Origin of the sequence: Sphingomonas azotifigens NBRC 15497, assembly GCF_002091475.1 — a bacterium.
In the GTDB taxonomy this organism is placed as follows: domain Bacteria; phylum Pseudomonadota; class Alphaproteobacteria; order Sphingomonadales; family Sphingomonadaceae; genus Sphingomonas; species Sphingomonas azotifigens.
The window spans coordinates 1-18,096 of sequence record NZ_BCTR01000042.1; the positions used below are offsets into that span (position 1 = coordinate 1).

General features: G+C 68.8%; 15 protein-coding genes and 1 tRNA gene. 7 read left to right on the top strand and 9 right to left on the bottom strand.

What is annotated here, in order from left to right:
- Positions 1-260: 260 nt before the first annotated feature.
- Positions 261-1,106 carry an N-formylglutamate amidohydrolase gene (locus tag SAZ01S_RS14805; protein WP_167693177.1) on the bottom strand — a complete coding sequence of 282 codons (846 nt, stop codon included), beginning with the start codon at positions 1,104-1,106 and terminating at the stop codon, positions 261-263.
- Positions 1,107-1,222: 116 nt separating this feature from the next.
- On the opposite strand from SAZ01S_RS14805, the gene cpdR reads away from it, so the two are divergent.
- From cpdR to SAZ01S_RS14830, 5 genes are all read left to right on the top strand, one after another.
- Positions 1,223-1,597 (top strand): cell cycle two-component system response regulator CpdR, encoded by a 375-nt coding sequence (gene cpdR, locus SAZ01S_RS14810; RefSeq protein ID WP_084583107.1) that lies wholly within the window; start codon positions 1,223-1,225, stop codon positions 1,595-1,597.
- 55 nt (positions 1,598-1,652) lie between these two features.
- Positions 1,653-1,727, top strand: a tRNA-Val gene (locus tag SAZ01S_RS14815).
- 324 nt (positions 1,728-2,051) lie between these two features.
- On the top strand, positions 2,052-3,209 hold the full coding sequence (locus SAZ01S_RS14820) for a glycosyltransferase (RefSeq protein WP_245824902.1): 1,158 nt from the start codon (positions 2,052-2,054) through the stop codon (positions 3,207-3,209).
- The gene (locus SAZ01S_RS14825) at positions 3,206-4,120 is read left to right on the top strand and encodes a hypothetical protein (protein WP_084583049.1); all 915 of its coding nucleotides are present in this window, start codon (positions 3,206-3,208) and stop codon (positions 4,118-4,120) included. Before SAZ01S_RS14820 ends, SAZ01S_RS14825 begins: the two co-directional genes overlap by 4 nt.
- Positions 4,121-4,198: 78 nt before the next feature.
- Complete coding sequence (locus SAZ01S_RS14830; protein ID WP_167693178.1) at positions 4,199-5,419, top strand: dicarboxylate/amino acid:cation symporter; 1,221 nt, start codon at positions 4,199-4,201, stop codon at positions 5,417-5,419.
- On the opposite strand, the gene SAZ01S_RS14835 is transcribed toward SAZ01S_RS14830, so the two are convergent.
- From SAZ01S_RS14835 to SAZ01S_RS14855, 5 genes are all read right to left on the bottom strand, one after another.
- The gene (locus SAZ01S_RS14835) at positions 5,403-6,260 is read right to left on the bottom strand and encodes a PhzF family phenazine biosynthesis protein (RefSeq protein ID WP_084583108.1); all 858 of its coding nucleotides are present in this window, start codon (positions 6,258-6,260) and stop codon (positions 5,403-5,405) included. The two genes, SAZ01S_RS14830 and SAZ01S_RS14835, sit on opposite strands and share 17 nt — an antisense overlap.
- 71 nt (positions 6,261-6,331) lie before the next feature.
- A complete protein-coding gene (locus tag SAZ01S_RS14840) occupies positions 6,332-7,111 on the bottom strand; it encodes an SDR family oxidoreductase (protein ID WP_084583051.1) in 780 nt (259 codons plus the stop codon).
- Between the two features lie 143 nt (positions 7,112-7,254).
- Entirely contained in the window at positions 7,255-7,803 is a 549-nt protein-coding gene (locus tag SAZ01S_RS14845; protein WP_084583052.1) for a GNAT family N-acetyltransferase, read from the bottom strand.
- A gap of 371 nt (positions 7,804-8,174) precedes the next feature.
- On the bottom strand, positions 8,175-9,968 hold the full coding sequence (locus SAZ01S_RS14850; protein ID WP_084583053.1) for an IlvD/Edd family dehydratase: 1,794 nt from the start codon (positions 9,966-9,968) through the stop codon (positions 8,175-8,177).
- Between the two features lie 25 nt (positions 9,969-9,993).
- The gene (locus SAZ01S_RS14855; RefSeq protein WP_084583054.1) at positions 9,994-11,127 is read right to left on the bottom strand and encodes an aldose epimerase family protein; all 1,134 of its coding nucleotides are present in this window, start codon (positions 11,125-11,127) and stop codon (positions 9,994-9,996) included.
- Positions 11,128-11,272: 145 nt separating this feature from the next.
- Here SAZ01S_RS14855 and SAZ01S_RS14860 point away from each other — a divergent pair, with 145 nt between their 5' ends.
- On the top strand, positions 11,273-12,568 hold the full coding sequence (locus SAZ01S_RS14860) for a sugar MFS transporter (RefSeq protein ID WP_084583055.1): 1,296 nt from the start codon (positions 11,273-11,275) through the stop codon (positions 12,566-12,568).
- Positions 12,569-12,830: 262 nt separating this feature from the next.
- On the opposite strand, the gene SAZ01S_RS14865 is transcribed toward SAZ01S_RS14860, so the two are convergent.
- Positions 12,831-13,589, bottom strand: coding sequence for a FadR/GntR family transcriptional regulator (locus SAZ01S_RS14865; RefSeq protein WP_084583109.1), 759 nt, complete (start codon positions 13,587-13,589; stop codon positions 12,831-12,833).
- A gap of 123 nt (positions 13,590-13,712) precedes the next feature.
- Here SAZ01S_RS14865 and araD1 point away from each other — a divergent pair, with 123 nt between their 5' ends.
- On the top strand, positions 13,713-14,708 hold the full coding sequence (gene araD1, locus SAZ01S_RS14870) for an AraD1 family protein (RefSeq protein WP_084583056.1): 996 nt from the start codon (positions 13,713-13,715) through the stop codon (positions 14,706-14,708).
- A gap of 156 nt (positions 14,709-14,864) precedes the next feature.
- On the opposite strand, the gene SAZ01S_RS14875 is transcribed toward araD1, so the two are convergent.
- Both SAZ01S_RS14875 and SAZ01S_RS14880 read right to left on the bottom strand, forming a co-directional pair.
- Positions 14,865-16,439 carry an alpha-N-arabinofuranosidase gene (locus tag SAZ01S_RS14875; RefSeq protein WP_084583057.1) on the bottom strand — a complete coding sequence of 525 codons (1,575 nt, stop codon included), beginning with the start codon at positions 16,437-16,439 and terminating at the stop codon, positions 14,865-14,867.
- Positions 16,440-16,504: 65 nt separating this feature from the next.
- Positions 16,505-17,926, bottom strand: coding sequence for a hypothetical protein (locus tag SAZ01S_RS14880; RefSeq protein WP_245824904.1), 1,422 nt, complete (start codon positions 17,924-17,926; stop codon positions 16,505-16,507).
- Positions 17,927-18,096: the final 170 nt, after the last annotated feature.

Sequence of the window (18,096 nt, forward strand, 5' to 3'; positions counted from 1 at the left end):
TCCAAGGAGGAGGGGCTTAAGTTTTGTCCGCGACCGTCGGCCAATCTCCCGGCCCCAGAGGCCCGCAAGAACCACCCCGCCGTTCAATCGACGAACTTCTGCGATGAGTCGCCTTGAACTCGATCGCCGGCGCTCTATATCTTGTAGGTACGGCTCGTGTCCCCCCTTTCGCGATGCCGTGCGACGCGCCTTCGGGCGTGTCTCCTCCCTGAACCTTGGCCACCTCGTGGGTAACCACGAGGTGGTTTTTTATGTGCGGTTCATTCGGCGGCGAGCGCGCTGGGCAGTGCCTCGTCGGTGATCGCATCAATGATCGCGCGGAGCAGCGCGGTGATGGCGGGGGCGCCCGGCCCGGGCGCGTCCAGCGCAGCGTCCAGATAGAGCGAGCGATCGAATTCCAGCTGCAGCGCATGCACGCCGCGGCGCGGATCGCCGTGCCGATCGAGGATATGGCCGCCGGCATAGGGCGTGTTGGCGGCGACGGCGATGCCGTGCAGCCGCGCCACCGCCTCGACGCGCGCGCCGAACCGCGCCGCCGCCGATCGGCCGAAGCGGTCGCCGACCACCAGCCGGGGCGCGCTCTCCGGAGCGCCCAGCGGCGGCATCGAATGGATGTCGAGCAGCACCGCCACGCCGAATCGCGCGCGCGCCGCTGCCAGCGCCTCGCCGAGCGCCAGATGGTAGGGACGGTGATCGGCATGGATGCGCGCGGCAATATCGTCGGCGGCGAAGCGTCCCCGCCACAGCTGGCCCAGCGTGCCCACCCGCCGCGGCACCAGCCCCAGGCCGCTGCGCACCTTGGTGGACAAGGGGCGGCCGAGCAGATGCGCGCCGTCGTCGATCTGCGGATCGCGCTCATGCTCGGCGCGGTTGAGGTCGATCCAGGCGCGGGCGCGGGTGGCGAGCAGCAGCGTCTCGTCCCGCCGGGCGTCCCGTGCCAGCATGTCGACATGGCGATCCTCGAGCGCCCGCAGCGCCTGGGGCGGTACCCGCAACGCCTCTACAAGCGCGTCAGGATAGTCGCGGCCGCCATGCGGCGCGGAAAGCACCACGGGGCTTGCCGGTGGCACCGGGCCGTGGCGTTCGAAGCTGGCGGTGCGAGTCACGGGCCAAATCTAGGCGTGGTCGGGCAGGGGGGCAATTCGCGGCGCGGTCTCGCGCTGGAAAATCTTAAGGGCTTGGCTCATAAGGGGCATGGCGGTTGATACCGAGTGGGGTGAAGATGATCCGGATTCTGCTGGCCGAGGACGACCGCGTGATGCGCGAATACCTCACCAGGGCGCTCGAACGCTCGGGCTATGCCGTCAGCGCTGTCGACCGCGGCACCGCGGCGGTGCCGCTGCTCGAGACCGAGCGATTCGACCTGCTGCTCACCGATATCGTGATGCCCGAGATGGACGGGATCGAGCTCGCCCAGCGCGCGGCGGAGATCGCGCCGGAGATGCGGGTGATGTTCATCACCGGCTTCGCCGCAGTGACCCTGCGTGCCGGCAAGCAGGTCCCGCAGGCGCGCGTGCTTTCCAAGCCGTTCCACCTGCGCGACCTGGTGCTGGAGGTCGACCGGATGTTCGAATCGGAGAATGTGGGACAAAATTGAAATTGGCGCTTGCGCGGGGGGCGGACCCTCGCTAAAGGCGCGCTTCCCGAGTTTCGGGCGCGTAGCTCAGTGGTAGAGCACTGTGTTGACATCGCAGGGGTCGCAAGTTCAATCCTTGCCGCGCCCACCATCAAAGAGGCCCGCCAACGCACCGCGTCGGCGGGCTTTTTTGTTGCTCAGCGCGTAACTTCACAGCAGCGCGTGCGATGGGATCGGCAAGGGCTGGGCCCGTTCCCGCATCTGGAGCGAAGGGTTCCACCGCGGAAAAATTTGTGCAGGGCCGGTGTGGGTCGTGGCGATCGGCATCGTCTTACCCATGGTTATCTACGTCGCAAGATAGTCCGGCCGGTCGCTAACCGCTTTTGGAGCATATGGGGCGCTCCTTAGTGGTAAAGTCGAAGAACGGCAGGCAGAAGAGCGGCACGATATCGCAACGATGACAGGGGATCTGCGAGTGTCGCCAAAGTCCAACAACGGACGCATTCGCGTTCTCACCTTCCTGCACAGCTTTGCGCCGGGCGGCGTCGAGCGCGTTGCCTTGCGGCTTGTCCGGCATTGGCGCGCGATGGGCGTGGATGCGCCGCTTTTCCTGGGCCGCGACGATGGCGCGATGCGCGACGAGTTTGCCGACATCGCCTATGCGATGCCGCGCCAGCCGCGCCGCAGCCAGGCCGGCTGGGAAACTTTGTGGATGATCCTCACGCTGCCCGGCATGATCCGCCGGCAGCGCCCCGACGTCCTGTTCGTCGCGGGCTCGACCTACACGATCGTCGCGGTGGCGATGACGCTGCTGCTCGGGCGTCGCTGTCCGCCGATCGTCGTCAAGGTCAGCAACGATCTGGCGCGGTGCGATCTGAACCCGGTCGCGCGGTTCTTCTGGCGGCTGTGGCTGCGCATCCAGGCGCGCTGTGCGCGGCGCTGGGTGGTGATGGACGAATCGATGCTGCCCGAGCTGCCGCCGGTGATGGCGCGCCGCAGCGAGGTGGTGCACGACCCGGCGATCGACGCGACCCAGCTGCTGCCCGTCCGGGCCGAGCGCGGCGCGGGGCCGCGGCGCTTCGTTGCGATCGGGCGGCTGGTCGGCCAGAAGCATTTCGCGCTGATGCTGCGCGCCTTCGCCCAGGCAGTGCAGCCGGGCGAGACGTTGACCATCTTCGGCGACGGCCCTGAACGCGCCGCGCTCGAGGCGCTCGCCCGGTCGCTCGGGATTGGCGACCGGGTGTGGTTCGCAGGGCATGTCGCCGACGCGCCGGCGCAACTTCCCGGCTATGACGTGCTGCTGCTGTCGTCGCGCTACGAAGGCGTTCCCGCGGTGGTGATCGAGGCGCTGGCGGCGGGCCTTGCGGTGGTGGCGACCGATTGCGGCGCGGGGCTGCGCAGCCTGCTCGGCCAAGGGCGGTTCGGTGCGATCGTGCCGCAGGATGCCGCGCTGCTGGCGGCGGCGATCCGCACCGCGCCGTGCGCCGCGCCGGAGCGGGAAGCGCTGCTCGCGTCGCTGCGGCGCTTCACGATCGAGCGCTCGGCACAGGACTATCTCGCGCTGTTCGTCGAAGCGGCGGCGGCGCGCACTCCGGGCCAGCCGGTCCGATTGGAGCAAGAGGCCCACGCATGATGTCTCTCGTACGGGCGGCGCGCACTGGCTATGCGTCGCTTTCCGCTACCACCCGCGAGCGGGTGCTCGCCGTCGTCGGGCTCGCCTTTTCGGCGGTGATCCTGGTGGCGGTGTTCTGGCAGCTCGACGGCCTCGACTTCACCGTGCTGACCCAGACGCCGACCAACCCGCTGTTCTGGCTGTGCTTCGCCGTCACCTATGCGCTGGCACCGTTCATGGACTGGCTGATCCTGCGGCGCATCTGGGGCGTGGGTGCCGCTGCCTTCCCGGCGCTGCTGCGCAAGCAGGCGGCCAACGAAGTGGTGCTCGGCTATTCAGGCGATGCGCAGCTCTATGTCTGGGCGCGGCGGACGCTGGGCGCGGGCGGGCGACCGTTCGAGACGCTGCGCGACGTGGCGGTCACCTCGGCGCTGGCCGGCAACCTCGTCACGCTGGCGATGCTGGTACTGCACGCGCCGATCGTCCACGGCCTTGCCAAGGGCACGTTGTTCACCACGCTGCTGATCTCGACGGCGACGATCGTGCTGTCGTCGCTGGCGATCTTCTTCTTCCGTCGCATGGTCTTTGCGCTGCCGCCGCGCCAGTTGATGGTGACGATCGGCATCCACATCGCCCGCATCCTGCTGAGCCTCGGGCTGACCGCTTTGCTGTGGAAGCTGCTGCTGCCCGCGGTGCCCACCGCCGCGCTGTTCCTGGTCGGCACGCTGCGGATGATGCTGTCGCGGCTGCCGTTCGTGCCCGCCCGCGAGGCATTGCTCGCGCCGCTGATCGTCGCGCTGCTCGGCGACGCGGCAGGGCTGGCCGGCGCGGTGCTGTTCGTCGCGACGCTGATGCTGGCCGCGCATGTCGTGGTCGGCGGTGCCTCCGCGCTGGCCGACATGATCGCGCGTCCGAAGCCGCGCCTGGCCTGAGAGTCTGTCCCGCGAAAATAATGCTGGCGCCCGCGCCGCGCATTGACGATGCGGGGATCTGCAGATTTGGGGACGGGAATGGGCAAGACGATCCTGGTGCTCGGCGCGTTGCTGGCAGGCGTGGCGCTGGGCTTTTCCGCGCGCTGGCCGGCAGGCGCCTTTCTCGTGCCGTGGATCGACGCCCTGTCGCCGATCGGTGCCTTCTGGATTCGCGCACTGACCATGACGCTGGTGCCGCTGGTGTTCGCACTGGTGGTGAGCGGGATCGTCAACGCGGTGCGGCACGGCCAGGGCGGGCGGGTGCTGGCGACCAGCTTTGCCGTCTTCCTGCCGATGCTGGTGCTGGCGGCGCTGCTGGCCTGGGCGTCGCTGGAGATCGTGCTCTGGCTGTTCCCGCTCGGGCCCGAGCCGCTGGCCGGACTGCTGCCCGCCGGTCCGCCGGCGGTGCCGCATGTGCCGACCGCGTCGGAACAGATCCTCGCCGTGCTGCCCGAAAACCCGATCGCCGCCGCAGCCAATGGCGAGATGCTGCCGCTGGTGGTGTTCGCGGTGCTGCTGGGCGTGGCGATCGCGCGCACCGGCGCCAACGGCCTTGCCGCGGTCTTCGACGAGCTGGCGCGGGCGATGACGCGGATCGTCGACTGGATCCTGCTCGCGGCGCCGATCGGCATCTTCGTGCTGGCGCTTGGGGCAGGACGGGCGGCAGGGGCCAGCGTCGCCGGCGTGCTGGCCCGCGACGTGGCGGCGGAGATCCTGTTCTGCCTCGCCGCGATCGGGATGTGCTACCTGCTGGTGCTCGGCCTGCGCGCGATGCCGCTCGGTCGGTTCGCACGCGGGATCGTCCCCGCCCAGGCAACGGCGGCGGGCACCTGCTCGTCGATGGCGACTGCGCCGGTCTCGATGGACGTCGCGCTGAACGGCCTGCAGCTGCCGCAGGAAGTTGCCGGCACCACGCTGCCTCTCGCCATCTCGACGTTCCGGCTCGCGACGACCGGGGTGACGGTGATCGAGGTGTTTCTGGCGGCGCATGCGGCGGGCGTCCACGCCTCGCCGGTGCAATGGGTGCTCGCAGGCCTGTCGGCGGTCATCGCCGGCATCGCGACGCCGGGGCTGCCCGGAGCGGCGATCCTCTATGCCTGCGATGCGCCGGGCATGCAGATCCTCGGCGCACCGCTGGCGATGATCCCGCTCTATATCGCGATCTCGGCGATTCCGGACATGTTCATCACCAGCGCCAGCGTCACCGGCCAGTTGACCGCGACGACGCTGGTCGCGCGGCTGGTCAGGCGAGGGCGCTGAGCCCGGGTAGCGTGCCCTCGGCGATCGTCATGCTGCGGCCGCCGATCCAGGCCTGGCCGTCGGCGGCATAGTCGACGAAGATGCGCCCGCGCCGGCCAAGCCGGGTACCCTGCGCAGCGACATAGCCGCCGGTGACGCGGCCGCTCTCCCGCAGCCACTGCGCCGCCGAGGCGTTGAAGCTGCCTGTCACGGGATCCTCGATCACCGCACCGAACGCACCGGTGAAGATCGTCCGGATCTCCCAGGCGACCGCGCTGCCGGCCGGATGCGCGCCGATCAGCCCGACCTCCAGCCGGTCGTCCCAGTGCCGCACCGGCTCCACCGCCAGCACCGCATCGGCCGAGTCGAGCAGTACGGCGATCCAGCCGGGGCCGTTGTCGGCCCAGGCGGCATCGACGATGGCCGCGGGATCGATCCGCAGCGCCTGGGCGAGCATCGCACGCGTCTCCGCATCCACCGGGCCGCTCCGCAGCAAGGGCGGGGCCGCGAAGGCGAGCCGATCCGCGTCGCGGCGGATCGGGATCAGCCCGGCGCCGCATTGCTGGACGATCCGGTCCGCCGCGGCAGGCGCGCCCCCCGCCGCCAGCCAGGCATGGGCCGCGCCGAGCGTCGGGTGGCCGGCAAAGGGAAGCTCCCGGTCGAGCGTGAAGATGCGGGCATGATAGTCCGCGCCGGGCGCGCTCGGCGGCAGCAGGAACACCGTCTCGCTCAGATTGAACCAGCGGGTGATCGCCTGCATCGTCGCGGTGTCGAGATCGCCACCGCCGTGCACGACGGCGAGCGGATTGCCGGTGAACGGGCCGTCGTGGAACACGTCGACCAGCGAGAAAGGCGTCGTCATCGGGTGCGTCTCCCCTGCCGCGGGTGCGGCGCGGGGCAGGGGATCGCCGATCCCGGCGAGCATGGCAAGCCTCAGCCGGGCGCCGCCGCCGATCCCGCGAGCAGTCCGCCATCGACCTGCAGTTCGGTGCCGGTGATATAGGCGGCCTCGTCCGAGGCAAGCATCGCGGCGATCGCCGCGACCTCCTCCGGCAGCCCGAAGCGGCGGAGCGGCGTGTCGGCGACCAGCGCCGCCATGCGTGCTTCCCGGTCCGGTCCATCGCCCAGCATCGGCTCCCACATCGGCGTGAGGATCGCTGCCGGATGGATGCTGTTGCAGCGGATCTTCCACCCCTGCTGCGCGCAGTAGAGCGCTACCGTCTTGCTGTGGTTGCGGATTGCCGCCTTGGACGACGCATAGGCGGCCGCGCCGGGAATGCCGACCATGCCCGAACGCGAGGACATGTTGATGATCGAGCCGGCGCCCGCCGCCTTCATCGCGCCGATCGCATAGCGGCAGCCGAGGAACGTGCCGTCCAGGTTGATGCGGTGGACGGCGCGCCAGTCCTCGAGCGTGGCGTGTTCGGGGTCGTGCGACACCATGCCGCTTTCGAACCCGGTGACGCCGGCATTGTTGACGACGACGTCTGCAGTGGGGATGCGGGTGGCGAGGCGGATCCAATCCGCTTCGACCGCCACGTCGAGCCGTTCGAACCGGCAGCCGAGCGCGGCGGCAGCAGCGGCGCCCGCCTCGGCATCCACATCGGTGAGCACGACGATGGCGCCCTCTTGGACGAAGCGCGCTGCGATGGCGCGGCCGATGCCGCGGGCTGCGCCGGTGACGACGCAGATCTTGTTGTTCAGACGTTGCATGTTGATCTCGAAACCAGAGTCCGGGGGCGCTGGAATTGCTCCGCTCGCGCTACGGGTGCCGCTTCAGCGGGGACGCTGGACCATGTCGAGACCTCCTGAGTGCCGCCCCTGGCTAAGCGAGGCGAGACCGGAAGGCAACGGGGTCATGCCGAGCGGAGCAGCTTCTCCATGCGCACCAGCGGCACGCGGACCCCGGCGATCGGCGCGGAGAGCACGGGCTCGATCTGGCGGTAGCCGCAGGCTTCGTACAGCGGCACGCCGGCCATGGTCGCCATCATCTCGGCGCGGGCAAAACCGGCATCGCGGGCCGCCTCTTCGCACAGGCCGAGCACGCGGCGGCCGATGCCGCGGCGAATGAAAGCGGGATCGGTGTACATCGCCCGGATCTTGGCCGCATCCCGGGCGGGATCGAGGCGCTGGGGTTCGCGCGCGACGATGCTGGCGTCTCCGCCATAGAGGGTCGCGCGAAACGACCAGCCGCCGCAGCCGGCGATCGTCCCTGTCGCATCCTCGACGAGGAAATAGGTCTGGTCGGCGATCAGCTGGGTATCGAGGCCCATCACCTGGTGGCTGGCGGCGACCTGCGCAGGGGTGAGGAAGCCGTGCTGGAGCTGCGCGATCGCGCGGCCCATCACCGCCCGCAGCGCGTCCAGATCCTCTGGCTGGGCGAGGCGGTGGGTGAGCGGGGACATGCGGAGAACTCCAGTCGGCATCGCTAAAAGTCGTCGTCATGCCCGCGAAGTCGGGAATCCATTTGCCTGTGCGCGGGGGAAAGAAGCCTCGGCATCAGCGCCAATGGATCCCCGCCTTCGCGGGGATGACGACGTATTTTTCGCCCGCCATATCCTCCCCCCTGGCGGGGCAGGGCAATCGCATTTGGAACCTCGCGACGACGGCACGTCCAAAACAATCGTCATCCCGGCGGAAGCCGGGATCCATTCGCGCTGAAATGGCGGTTCTTTCCCCCCGCGTCGAGGGCAATGGATCCCGGCTTTCGCCGGGATGACGGAGCAAATTTGCCAAATGCGATAGCCCTGCCTGGCGGGGGAGGATCGTGGAGGCCTTAGTGGTTGTCGCGCGGGACGCCGTGGGTCTGGGCGATGCGCTGGAACTGCTCGGCGCCCTCCAGGATCGCGCCGGTGTTCATCTGGCCGACCACGGCGCGCTGGATCGCCTGCCACGGCGTCTGCGAGGCCGGATAGGCATAGCCGCCCGCCTCGGCCAGCACGCGGCGGCGCTCGCCAAGCTCCTCGGCCGGGATCAGCACGTCGGCGGTGCCGCGCTTGAGGTCGATCCGCACCCGGTCACCGGTCTTGAGCAGCGCCAGGCCGCCCATCGCCGCCGCCTCGGGCGAGGCGTTGAGGATCGAGGGCGACGCCGAGGTGCCCGACTGGCGGCCGTCGCCGATGCACGGCAGCGCATGCACGCCTTCGCGGATCAGGTGTGCGGGCGCGCGCATGTTCACCACTTCGGCCGCGCCCGGATAGCCGATCGGGCCGGCGCCGCGCATCACCAGCAGCGTGTCCGGGGTGATGCCGGTGGCGGGATCGTCGATGCGGTGGTGGTAATCCTCGGGGCCGTCAAACACCACGACCGGGCCTTCGAACGCCTCGGGATCCTCGGGGTTGGAGAGGTAGCGGTCGCGGAATTCGGGGCCGATCACGCTGGTCTTCATGATCGCCGCGTCGAACAGATTGCCGCGCAGCACGATGAAGCCGGCCTCTTCGACCAGCGGCTGGTCGAAGCTGCGGATGACCTTGTCGTCCTCGATCGTCGCATTGCGGCAATTGTCGCCGATCGTCTTGCCGTTGGCGGTGATCGCATTCTCGTGGATCAGGCCCTGCTGCATCAGCTGGGCGACCACCGCGGGCACGCCGCCGGCGCGGTAATAGTCCTCGCCGAGATATTCGCCGGCGGGCTGCAGGTTCACCAGCAGCGGCACCTTGTGGCCGTGGGTCTGCCAGTCGTCGATCGACAGCTCGGCGCCGACATGGCGGGCAATCGCGGCGAGGTGGATCGGCGCGTTGGTCGAGCCGCCGATCGCCGAGTTGACGACGATCGCGTTGAGGAACGCCTCGCGAGTCAGGATGTCCGAAGGCTTGAGGTCCTCCGCCACCATGTCGACGATGCGCTTGCCGGTGCGATAGGCGACTTCCTGACGGTCACGATAGGGGGCGGGGATCGCGGCCGAGCCCGGCAGCATCATGCCCAGCGCCTCGGCGAGACTGTTCATCGTCGTCGCCGTGCCCATCGTGTTGCAATAGCCGGTCGACGGGGCCGAGGAGCTGACCAGGCGGATAAAGCCCTCGTCGTCGATTTCGCCCGCCGCGAGCAGTTCGCGTGCCTTCCACACGATCGTGCCGGAGCCGGTGCGCTCGCCGCGGTGCCAGCCGTTGAGCATCGGCCCGACCGAGAGCGCGATCGCCGGGATGTTCACCGTCGCCGCCGCCATCAGGCAGGCCGGCGTGGTCTTGTCGCAGCCGGTGGTGAGCACCACGCCGTCGATCGGATAGCCGTAGAGCAACTCCACCAGGCCGAGATAGGCGAGGTTGCGATCGAGGCCCGCGGTCGGACGCTTGCCGGTTTCCTGGATCGGATGGACCGGGAACTCGATCGCGATGCCGCCCGCCTCGCGGATGCCTTCGCGGATGCGCTCGGCGAGCACGAGGTGGTGGCGGTTGCAGGGGCTGAGGTCCGATCCCGTCTGGGCGATCCCGATGATCGGCTTGCCCGAGCGCAGTTCCTCCAGGCTCAGCCCGTAGTTGAGATAGCGCTCGAGATAGAGCGCCGTCATGTCAACGTTATCGGGATTGTCGAACCAGGCGCGGCTGCGCAGCTTGGGGGCAGTATCGGTCATCGGAAAAGCCTTGCGGGAGGGGAGGTCAGTTGGTGGTCGAGAAGCGATAGACGATCAGATTGCGGTACGTCTGCCCCGGATTCAGCCGGGCCGAGCCGAGCGCCGGCTGGTTCGGGGTGTCCGGGAAGACCTGGGGTTCGAGAGCGAGCGCGTCGCCCTGGCGATAAGCGTGGTTCGACTTGCCGATCGCGGTGCCGTCGAGGAAGTTGCCGGTATAGAATTGCACGCCCGGCTGGTTGGACAGAATCTCCATCACCCGGCCGCTCGACGGATCCTCGACGCGGGCATGGAGCACCGGCTGGGCGGAGGGCGCCTTGGCGATCACGAAATTCTCGTCATAGCCCTGGCCGAACACGATCTGCGGGTCGCGGCCGTCCCGAATCCGGGAACCGATCACGGTCGGCTTGCGGAAATCGAACGGCGTGCCTTCGACCGGACGCAGCTGACCGGTCGGGATCAACGTCTTGTCGACCGGGGTCGTGGTCTCGGCGGGGATCGTCACGACATGGTCGTAGATCGAGCGCTGCGAGGCTTCACCGGCGAGGTTGAAGAAGCTGTGGTTGGTGATGTTGACGATGGTCGGCTTGGTCGTGGTCGCGGTATAGTCGACCGACAGCTCGTTCTTCTCGTTCAGCGCATAGGTGGCGGTGACGGTGAGCTGGCCCGGATAGCCCTCTTCGCCATCGGCGGCGACGTAGCGCAGGGTGACGCTGGCGCTCTCCCCGCTGGTCACCTTCTCTACCGTCCAGAGCCGCTTGTCGAAGCCCTTCAACCCGCCGTGCAGCGCGTTGGGGCCGTTGTTCTTGGCGAGGGTGTAGGTCTTGCCGTCGATGCTGAACGTGCCGCCCTTGATGCGGTTGGCATAGCGGCCGACGGTGGCGCCGAAATAGTTCGGGGCGACCAGATAGCCCTTCATGTCGTTATAGCCGAGCGTCACGTCTTCGGACTTGCCGTTGCGGTCCGGCGCCGACAGCGACTGGAGGATCGCGCCATAGCTGAGGATCGTGGCGCGCATGCCATGGCCGTTGGTGAGGGTGATCGCCTCCACCTTCTGCCCGTCGGCGGTGGTGCCGAAGGCGGCGCGGGTCGCTTCGCCAGCATGTGCGGACAGCGGAATCATCGCGGTGGCGAGCAGCGCTCCCTTGATAAGATAATTCATGCAAAACCTCTCCCTATCGGTTATCGCTGCTGCAAGCGGCGACGCGGCCGTTGACGCTGGACGTCTGGGTGAATACTCCGACTAGAAAGCGAAGAGCAACCCCGCCGCGTCTCCCCGTGGCAAAAAACGAGAGGATCATTCCAGCATGGCGGTCGTGCCAACGTCAAAGGCTGCTCCGGCGGGGGCCGGGCAAGCCTCTCCCACCAACTATGGACGCGCGCTGGCCCTGCTGGCCACGCTGTTCTTCATGTGGGGCTTCATCACCGTGATCAACGGCACGCTGCTGCCGCATCTGCGCAGCGTGTTCGAACTCAGCTATTTCCAGGCGGCGCTGATCGAGAGCGTCTGGTTCATTGCCTATTTCTTCGCCTCGATCCCCTCGGCCAAGCTGATCGAGCGGATCGGTTATCAGAAGTCGCTGGTCGTCGGCCTGCTGATCATGGCGGCGGGTGCGCTCGGCATGACGCTCGCTGCGAGCCTGCCCTCCTATGGCGTCACCCTGTTCATGCTGTTCGTGATCGCCAGCGGCATCACGCTGCTGCAGGTCGCGGCCAATCCCTATGTCGCCGTGATCGGTCCGTCCGAAACCGCCTCGTCGCGGCTCAACCTGGTGCAGGCGATGAACTCGGCCGGCACGATGCTCGCGCCGCTGTTCGGCGCCTATCTGATCCTCGGTCGCTCCAAGGGCGGCACCGCGCATGCCGGTGCGACGCTGACCCAGGCCGAGCGCCTGGCCGACGCGCATGCCGTGATCCTGCCGTACGTGCTGGTCGCCGTAGTGCTGCTGGTGCTGGCGATCGTGATCGCACGCTTCCCGCTGCCGGCGATGGGCTCGGCGACCAGCCGCGTCGCCAAGGAGGACCGCAAGCATCATAGCCTGTGGAACCACCGCAACCTGGTGTTCGGCATCGGCGCGATCTTCATCTACCTGATCGCCGAAATCGGCGTCGGCAACCTGTTCGTGAACTTCGTCAGCCGTCCCGAGATCGGCAACATGACGACCGAGCAGGCGGGCCGCTATCTCACGCTGTTGTGGGGCGGTATGATGGTCGGCCGCTTCGTCGGTTCGGCGATCATGCAGAAGGTGGATGCGGGTATCGTGCTCGCCGCCTTCTCGATCGGCGCGTTCGTGGTGATGATGGTGACCGTGTTCACCCAGGGCGAAGTGGCGATGTGGTCGCTGATCCTGGTGGGCCTGTTCCACTCGATCATGTTCCCGACGATCTTCACGCTCGGCATCAAGGGCCTCGGCCCGCTGACCGAGGAAGGCTCGGGCCTGCTGATCATGGCGATCGCCGGCGGTGCGCTGGTGGCAGTGCAGGGCTGGCTGGCCGATACCTATGGCCTGCAGCACTCGTTCCTGCTGACCGCGGTCTGCGAGCTGTACATCCTGTTCTACGCGGTGTGGGGCAGCAAGCCGACCAACGCGATCGAGGATTGAGGAGCATTTCCTCGCTCGCGCAAGCGGGGGAGGGGGACCGCCGCCGCAGGCGGCGGTGGAGGGGGGGGCGTCGCCACGGGCGGCGCCCTTTTCGTATGCGGCATTCCCCCTCCACCACGCCGCTGGCGCGGCGCGGTCCCCCTCCCCCGGAGCTACGCTCCGAGGGAGGAAACGCTGGCGATGAGGAACTGCAATAGCATTTCCTCTCCCGCGAAGCGGGGGAGGGGGACCGCCGCCGAAGGCGGTGGTGGAGGGGGCCCCCTCACATCGACAGGCGCGTATCTTCCAGCGCGAGGTCCACCAGCGTCCGCATCGCCGCCGCCGCCGCATCCGCATCCCCTGCGGCGATCGCGTCGAACACCTTGATATGATCGGGCACCGGATCCCGCGGCAGCGCGCGGGCGCGCTGCTTGTACTTGGTCGTCCAGCTCACCGCCGCGCCGATGCTGGCGCTCAGCGCGACCAGTGCGTTGTTGTGCGTCGCCTCGAGCAGCGCGTCATGGAAATCGCGGTCCGCCGCGCGGCCGGCATCGGTCGCCAGCGTGTGCCGGCGCATCTTGGCCAGCGCGTCACGCATCGCCTTGACGTCGTCGCGGTCGCGGCGCTCGGCGGCGAGGCGGGCGGCGGCGGGCTCGACCACCGCGCGCAGCTCGAACAGGTCGCGGACGAAATCGGTGTCGGGCTCGCCGGAAAAGGCCCAGGCGAGCACCTGCGGATCGAGCATGTTCCAGCGGCTGCGCGGCAACACCCGGGTGCCGGCCTTGGGACGGCTCTCGACCAGCCCCTTGGCGGTGAGCACCTGCACCGCCTCGCGATAGGCGCTGCGCGACACGTCGAGCGCCTCGGCATTGGCGACCTCCCCGGTCAGCTTCTCGCCGGGCGCGATCGCGCCGGAGACGATCTGGGTGCCGAGATAATGCGCGATTGCTCCGCGCAGGCGGCGGCCGGAACCCTTGGGGGTGCGGGTAATCGGCTGCACGCCCGCCTCGTCCACCCCATCCACCTGATCGTCCAATGCCATCCGCTCGCTCTCCTGCATGCGACAGGGTGTAGCGCGAAGCGGGGCCGTCGGGCAAACAATGCCCGATTGCCAAGTGGGACGGACGCGAATAAGTCCGACTAAACCGAGACAAGGAGTGGTTCGATGGCGTTGCGGCTGATGCAGTTTCGAGGAGCCGACGGGCAGCGGCGGGTGATCGCGGCCGACGACAACGGCGCGCGCTTCGTCCGCGGTTTCGCCGATGTCCGCAGCCTGGCACTGCACGCGATCGAAGCGGGGCAGTCGCTTGCGGCCGCGGTGGCGGCGGCGGGCAGCGACGGCGATGCCGATCCGGCCGCGGCACTGGCGGCGGGCCAGCTGCTCGCGCCGATCGACCATCCCGATGCGGCGCACCTGGTGCTGACCGGCACCGGGCTCACCCATCTCGGCTCGGCCGAGGGGCGCGACAAGATGCACCGCGATGCGGCGGCGGCCGAGCACAAGACCGATTCGATGCGGATGTTTCTCGAAGGCGTCGAAGGCGGCAAGCCGGGCGCGGGTGCGATCGGCCAGCAGCCGGAATGGTTCTACAAGGGCAATGGCCATCATCTCGTCGGCCCGGGCGACGCGCTCGAAATGCCGGGCTTCGCGCAGGACGGCGGCGAGGAGCCCGAACTGGCCGGCATTTATCTGATCGGCCCGGACGGCACGCCGTTCCGCCTCGGCCTGTGCCTCGCCAACGAGTTCAGCGACCATGTGACCGAGCGGCACAATTATCTTTGGCTCGCGCATTCCAAGCTGCGCCAGGCAGCGCTCGGGCCCGAGCTGCTGGTCGGTGCGGCGCCCGAGGACGTGCGCGGGACCAGCCGGATCGTGCGCGACGGCGCGACGCTGTGGGAGAAGCCCTTCCTCTCGGGCGAGACCAACATGTCGCACACGCTCGGCAATCTCGAGCATCACCATTTCAAATACGACCTGTTCCGCCAGCCCGGCGACGTGCACGTGCATTTCTTCGGGACCGCGACGCTGTCGTTCAGCGACGGCGTGAAGACGGAAGTGGGCGACACGTTCGAGATCGAGGCTGCGCCCTTTACCCTGCCGCTGCGCAATCCGCTGGCGCAGGTTGAGGATGCGGGGCTGGCGACGGTGAAGCTGCTGTGACCTGAAATCCTCCGGATAAATTCCCCTCCCGCCTGCGGGAGGGGTTAGGGGAGGGTGCGACGTGGAGGTTCTTGCTGGACCGGTATCGCCCGCGTCCCTCACACACCCTCCCCCTTCCCCTCCCGCAAGCGGGAGGGGTGCGAAAGAACCGAAGCGTCAGCCTTCGATCTGCACCACCGCGACCGACTTGGCCGGCAACTCCAGCGTCACCGCACCCTTGGCCACCGTGCCGCGGATCGGCTTCGGCACCACCGCGTTCGGCGCCGCGAAGCTGTTGACCGCATCGACTTTCGCCGCCGTCAGCACTTCGCCCGTGGCGCTCTTCGCCGCCACCCCGGCGAACGTCACCGCCACGCGCGCCGGCTTGCCCGCATCGAGGTTGGTCACCGCCAGCCACAGCTTGCCGTCCTTGCCCCGCGCCGCGATCGCATCGACGCGCGGCATCGTCACGTCGCCCTGGGTGTAGGTTCCGGCGGAGAACGACACCGGCACCGCCTGCGCATCCTGGAACGGCACGTACATGCGGAAGACGTGATAGGTCGGGGTGAGGACCATCTTCTCCTTGTCGGTGAGGATCATCGCCTGGAGCACGTTGATCATCTGCGCGATGTTGGTCATCCGCACCCGATCGGCATGGCGCGCGAAGATGTTGAGGTGCAGCGCGGCGATGATCGCGTCGCGCAGCGAGTTCTGCTGGGCGAGGAAGCCCGGGTTGGTGCCCGGCAGCGGTGCCAGCCAGACGCCCCATTCGTCGACGACCAGCGGCACCTTCTTGTCGGGATCGTACTTGTCCATGATCGCCGAATGCTTGGCGATCATCCCGTCCATCGCCAGCGCGGCCTTGACCAGCTTGGCATAGCCGGTCTCGTCGAAGCCGGTGCTGGGATAGGCGGGCGGCCAGCCGCCAGTGGTATAGGCGTGCATCGACAGGCCCTCGATGTTCCAGGCCCAGTCATGGCCTTTCCACGCCGCCATCACTGCTTCGGTATAGCTGGGGTCGCTGTCGTTGGGGCCGACGGCGATGCGCTGCATCGGCTCGGCACCCTTCTCGCCCTGCACGGGATCGAGATTGTGGGTGAAGCGGGCGAAGCGCTTCATCAGGTCGATATAGGCGTCGGGGCGCATCGATCCGCCACAGCCCCAGCTTTCGTTGCCGAGGCCGAGGAACTTCACCTTGTAGGGCGCGGCATGGCCGTTGGCGGCGCGCTCCTTGCCGGCGGTGGTGGAGGGATCGGCGGTCATATAGGCGAGCCAGTCCGCCGCCTCCTGGATCGTGCCCGAGCCGACATTGACCGAGACATAGGCCTCGGCGCCGACCTGGCTGGCGAAGTCCATGAACTCGTCGGTGCCGAAACTGTTGGGCTCGCCCGATCCGCCCCAATTGGTGTTGACGCTGCTGCGGCGCTGGCTCTGCGGCCCGATGCCGTCGCGCCAGTGATATTCGTCGGCGAAGCAGCCGCCCGGCCAGCGCACCACCGGCACGTGAATCGCCCTGAGCGCCGCGACCACGTCGTTGCGGATGCCGCGCGTGTTCGGGATCGGGGAGTCCTTGCCCACCCAGATGCCGCCATAGATGCCGCTGCCGAGATGCTCGGCGAACTGGCCGAAGATGTGCCGGTCGATCACCGGCCCCGGCTTGGCGGCGTCGACGGTGACCGCGATGTCCTGGGCAAGTGCGGGCATGGGCGCGAGCAGCAGCGCCGCGCCGGCGAGCAACGTCTTTCGAAGCATGGATCCTCCCTGGATATTATCGGGGAGGTCATGCCATGGATTCTACTCCGACTAAAGGGGCGATGTCAGAGCGGCGGCAGTGCCGGCGGCAAGGTCCAGCGTGCGGCGACCACGATGGCTGCCACGGCCGCGATGCCGAGCAGCGCGACCAGCACGCGGTGCGGCGCCGGGCGCGTGCCGGTGGCGGCGAGCAGGGCGAGCCCGGCGGCCAGCATCCCCCAGCAATGGTAGCGATAGTCCGACGCGACTCCGACCAGCCCGAAGGCCAGTTCGGTGAGGATGGTGGAGAGCGCGAGCGTCACCGCGACACTGCCGGCACCATCGCGCGCGGGCCAGGTGCAGAACAACACGCCCAGCGCGATCGCGAACCACAGGATCGGCGCGCCCGCCGCGCTGCTCGCCAGCGTGTAGCCGAGCTTCTGGAAACCGGTGATCCGCTTGTCGGGCGAGGGCAGGCCGAGGCTGTTGGGTTCGGAGCGCCCCAGTGGCCCGGTGCCGGGCATCGTCGCCGGCATCCACAGCCGCATCTCGCTGTTCCAGTGCGCGATGCGGTGCGCGGCATAGGCGAGCGGGTGGGTGGCGATCGCCTCCAGCCAGAGGTTGCGGAGCTGCTTGCCGGGCGCGGCACGCTGGAGCGTGTCGACGATATAGCCACAGGCTTTCTGGTCGCCGATCGGGTCCCACAGGATCGGCGTCAGGCAGCCCTTGGCCTCGGCGCGGTGCCAGAGGCGGGCGGGGACCTGCGGCACCGCCTGCGGCCCGGCACGGTGCGCGATGCCGGCAAGGTCGAACAGCGGCAGCGAGCGCTCGACGCCGCTCGGCTGCGCATGCAGCAGCCGCTGGTTGATCGGGGTGAGCATGCCGAGCACCGCCGCGATCGCTGCCAGCACCAGCACCGCCTGGAACAGCGGCCGGTCCCAGCGCCAGCCACCGAGCAGGCCGAAGGCCAGCGGGACGGCGGCGAAGGCGGCGTTGAACCGCACCAGCGTGGCATAACCGAGCAGCACCAGCACCAGCGCCGCCGCCCAGAGCGGCAGCCGCCGGTCGTCGAGCCGCCACCAGCTTGCCACGCCGACCGCTGCGGCGAGCGCGCCGGTCATCTGCGCATCCTTGAGCACCGCCACCTGCCAGCCGAGCAGCGGCGGCCAGAAGCCGAGCAGCAGCACGACCAGCGCGACGAGCGACTGGCCGCGGCGGGCCAGCGCCCCCGCGAACAGCGCGAGGCCGCCCCAGTAGAGCAGGATCTGCAGCACGAACATCGGCGCCTGGCCGCGCCAGCCCAGGCCGTGCAGCAGCGCCCATAGCCGCGCCATCGCGGGCGGGTGCCAGTCGTCGAACGCGCCGGCCAGCACCTGTTGATACTGAACGACGCTGTCGTAGCTGGCGATGCCCGGCCAGAAGAAGGCGAGGGTGATGCCCGCGAGCAGCACGGCCACGACCAGCGCCGAGATCGCCTTGCGCCGCGCGCCGACCGGCTTCCGCTGCAAGGCGCGACCGCGCCGGGAACTGCCGAAGGACGAACGCGAAAAGCTACTGGACATCGGGCGGGCGCGACCTGTGAGCTCCGGAGGGGCAGGAACCCCGGTCTAGACCAGCACCGCCGCATGCGAAAGCGGCAGGCGGAACGATCCGCCTGCCGCCACGCGGCATCCGCCGC

What these genes read in the sequence shown, in the direction of transcription:
- cpdR (WP_084583107.1), top strand. Translation starts at nt 1,223, where the DNA reads ATGATCCGGATTCTGCTGGCCGAGGACGACCGCGTGATGCGCGAATAC.
- SAZ01S_RS14825 (WP_084583049.1), top strand. Translation starts at nt 3,206, where the DNA reads ATGATGTCTCTCGTACGGGCGGCGCGCACTGGCTATGCGTCGCTTTCC.
- SAZ01S_RS14830 (WP_167693178.1), top strand. Translation starts at nt 4,199, where the DNA reads ATGGGCAAGACGATCCTGGTGCTCGGCGCGTTGCTGGCAGGCGTGGCG.
- SAZ01S_RS14835 (WP_084583108.1), bottom strand. Translation starts at nt 6,260, where the DNA reads ATGACGACGCCTTTCTCGCTGGTCGACGTGTTCCACGACGGCCCGTTC.
- SAZ01S_RS14840 (WP_084583051.1), bottom strand. Translation starts at nt 7,111, where the DNA reads ATGCAACGTCTGAACAACAAGATCTGCGTCGTCACCGGCGCAGCCCGC.
- SAZ01S_RS14845 (WP_084583052.1), bottom strand. Translation starts at nt 7,803, where the DNA reads ATGTCCCCGCTCACCCACCGCCTCGCCCAGCCAGAGGATCTGGACGCG.
- SAZ01S_RS14850 (WP_084583053.1), bottom strand. Translation starts at nt 9,968, where the DNA reads ATGACCGATACTGCCCCCAAGCTGCGCAGCCGCGCCTGGTTCGACAAT.
- SAZ01S_RS14855 (WP_084583054.1), bottom strand. Translation starts at nt 11,127, where the DNA reads ATGAATTATCTTATCAAGGGAGCGCTGCTCGCCACCGCGATGATTCCG.
- SAZ01S_RS14860 (WP_084583055.1), top strand. Translation starts at nt 11,273, where the DNA reads ATGGCGGTCGTGCCAACGTCAAAGGCTGCTCCGGCGGGGGCCGGGCAA.
- SAZ01S_RS14865 (WP_084583109.1), bottom strand. Translation starts at nt 13,589, where the DNA reads ATGGCATTGGACGATCAGGTGGATGGGGTGGACGAGGCGGGCGTGCAG.
- araD1 (WP_084583056.1), top strand. Translation starts at nt 13,713, where the DNA reads ATGGCGTTGCGGCTGATGCAGTTTCGAGGAGCCGACGGGCAGCGGCGG.
- SAZ01S_RS14875 (WP_084583057.1), bottom strand. Translation starts at nt 16,439, where the DNA reads ATGCTTCGAAAGACGTTGCTCGCCGGCGCGGCGCTGCTGCTCGCGCCC.